Below are 3,392 nucleotides of genomic sequence, written 5' to 3'. Positions count from 1 at the left end.
GATGAAGCCCCTGCCGAGCGAGATCTTGCGACGGAGGCGAATCAAGTCGAAGAATGGCAGAAGGTCTACGATACGTACTATCAAGACGACGCGGACTATCCATTTGGTGAAAACTTCAACATTTGGAAGAGCAGCTACGACGGTCAACCGGTCCCATTGGCGGATATGCAAGCGTGGCGTGCGGATGCGGTTGAGCGTATCCGTGAGTTGCAACCGCGGCGGGTGCTGGAGATTGGCGTAGGCACGGGACTGCTGCTCGCGCACGTAGCGCCCCATTGCGGCGCGTATTGGGGCACAGATATTTCCGCTCCCGTTATTGACGCACTGAAGGTTCAAGTAGCGCAGCATGCTGAATTGGCAGAGCGCGTTGAGCTGCGCACGCAGCCCGCGCATATTACCGATGGTTTGCCACAAGACTACTTTGACACCATCGTCATTAATTCTGTTGTACTACATTTCCCAAACGCCGATTACTTAATTGATGTATTGCGTCAGGCCATGGCGCTACTTGCACCGGGAGGCGCGATTTTCGTCGGGGATGTGCCCGATTTGCGACTGTTCGAGTGTTTCGTAAGTGCCGTTCAATTGCACCAGGCGGATCCTACAACGGATGACCGCGCCAGTGTACGCCGACGGATTGAGCAAGCCCAGTTGGCCAGAAAGGAATTGCGTTTGGCGCCGGCTTTCTTCAGCACGTTGCCCCGGACCATTGATGAGATTGCGGCGATCGATATTCAACTCAAACATGGTGATTACCATAATGAATTGAGCCGTTACCGCTACGATGTGGTGCTGCGCAAAGGACCAGTCAACACGCTATCGTTGGCGCATGCGCCGCAGCTGCATTGGGCAGCAAAGTCCACCACCCTCGAGGCGGTGAGGACGCATTTAGCCGCTGAGCGTCCCGCCTGTCTGCGCATTGTCGGGGCGCCCAATATGCGCGTAGCGTGCGAATTAGAAGCCATGCAGGCGCTTGATAACGACGATTGTGACCTTAAACAGATCCAGCATCGGCTTAAAACGAGTCATACACAAGCCATGACGCCCACTGCCGAAGATTTCTACGCATTGGGCGAATCGTTGGGTTATTGGGTCGGTGTCACATGGTCGGAACAGACCGCCCCAGCATGCATCGATATTGTGCTGGTGCAGACAGGCGACATGGCTTGCGCTATCCCGACGGATCTCTACTTGCCGCCTTCCTCTAGCAGCGGACAATCCCCTCATGCTTATGCAAATAACCCGACAAGCTTAGATCAATTCGCGGATATTCGCCAGTATGTAGCCACACAACTACCCGAATACATGGTGCCGGCTGCTTTCATGCGCCTGGATACATTGCCACTTACACCGAACGGAAAACTTGATCGCCGTGCCCTGCCAGTTCCAAACAGCGCGCTGTCAGAACAGCTATATGAAGCGCCGCAAGGTGAGCTGGAAACTACGCTTGCGGCGATTTGGAGTGAGCTGCTTGGCGTTGAGCGTATTGGCCGTCAAGACAGCTTTTTTGCACTGGGTGGTCATTCGCTGCTTGCGGTACGCATGATTGAACGCTTGCGCCGTCTTGGGTTGACGGTCTCGGTACGCACATTGTTCGATTCGCCCACGCTGGCTGCCCTCGCCCAATCGCTCGATCAGCACCGTGAAGTAGTGGTGCCGCCCAACGTGATCACGTCCGACACCACCGCGATCACGCCGCAGATGTTGCCGCTCATTGACTTGACTCAAGAGGATATTGATCAAATTGTTGAGCGGGTGCCAGGTGGGGTGGCAAACATTCAAGATATTTATGCGCTTTCGCCGCTGCAGGACGGGATTTTGTTTCACCACTTGCTGACCACTGACGGCGACCCGTATCTGCGGATGGTTCAGAAATCATTTGATGATCGGAAGGCGCTCGATCACTATCTCAATGCGCTCCGGCAGGTCGTTGATCGTCACGATATTTTACGCACTGCCTTTGTGTGGGACGGGTTGTCTACCCCTGCCCAGGTTGTCTGGCGCCATGCACCGCTGCCGATTACTGAGCTTGTTTTGGATCCGGCTCAGGGACCCGCCATCGAACAACTAACTCATCGCTTCAATCCTCGTCGTCACCGTATCGATTTAACTCAAGCCCCGTTGATGCACTTTGTGATCGTGCAAGACAGCGATGGCTGCTGGCTGCTATTTGAGTTGGTACACCATTTAATTGACGATCACGCGACACTGGAAGCCATGCATACTGAGGTGCGGGCTTTCGTTGATGGCCGGGGCGATACCTTGCCACCGGCCCAACCCTTCCGTAACTTGGTTGCGCAGGCACGCCTGGGCGTGAGTCAAGAGGCACATGAACGCTTCTTTACCGATATGCTCGCTGACGTGGAAGAACCGACACTGCCGTTCGGGCTCGCCGATGTGCATCGTGACGGCGCGCAAGTGACCGAAGCGCAGCACCAGTTGCCACAGGCATTGAACGATCAGTTGCGCGTGCAGGCCAGACGTTTGGGCGTAAGCGTAGCCAGCTTATTTCATCTGGCGTGGGCGCAGGTGCTCGCGCGTGTGAGTGGCCAGGAGCGGGTGGTATTCGGCACAGTATTGTTCGGGCGAATGCAAGGTGGCAACGGCGCGGGCAGCGCGATGGGGCCGTTTATCAATACACTGCCGCTGCGGGTGGAACTAGACCATAGCGTTGAGCATGGCGTGCGGGATACGCAAGCACGCTTGGCCGCATTGCTTGAACACGAGCATGCGTCGCTGGCACTCGCGCAGCGTTGCAGTGGCGTGCCGGCGGGCACACCACTCTTTAGCGCGCTGCTTAATTACCGGCGCAATGTGGTGCGGCTGGGTGATAAGCAATCGGGGGAGGGTGCGGATTTTCTAGATGTAGAAGGGCGTACCAACTACCCACTCACGCTGTCGGTGGATGATGCCGATCGAGCGTTAAGGCTCAGCGTTCAAGTGGCACGGCCGTTTGACGCAAACCGTGTGTGCGGTTATATGCAGCAGACACTGGAAAGCCTAGCGCAAGCGCTCGACCATACGCCAGACTTGCCGGTTTGGCACTTAGAAGTGCTGCCCGGCGAAGAACGTGCACTGCTGCTTCAAACATGGAACGCGACGCAGCGCGAGTATCCGGCACACCGGTGTGTACACCAGTTATTCGAAGAACAGGTGGCGCGCAGCCCGCAAGCCATTGCGCTGGTGTATGAAGAGCAGACACTGAGCTATGCGCAATTGAACGCACGAGCCAACTGCCTCGCGCATCGGCTCATCGAACTGGGCATCCGCCCCGGGCACTCTGTTGCCACGCTGCTTGAGCGCTCGATTGATTTGGTGGTGGCCCAGCTGGCGATCCTCAAGGCAGGGGCCGCTTACGTACCGATTGATCCGCGCGCGCCCACAGAGCGGCA

The 3,392-nt window shown here is 56.7% G+C and carries 1 protein-coding gene; it reads left to right on the top strand.

What is annotated here, in order from left to right:
• Positions 1–3,392: condensation domain-containing protein (locus B0O95_RS15025; RefSeq protein WP_146064118.1), on the top strand; the 3,392-nt coding region annotated here is incomplete at both ends.

Source organism: Mycetohabitans endofungorum (assembly GCF_002927045.1).
Classification (GTDB): domain Bacteria; phylum Pseudomonadota; class Gammaproteobacteria; order Burkholderiales; family Burkholderiaceae; genus Mycetohabitans; species Mycetohabitans endofungorum.
This window is presented reverse-complemented; position numbering and strand designations above follow the sequence as displayed.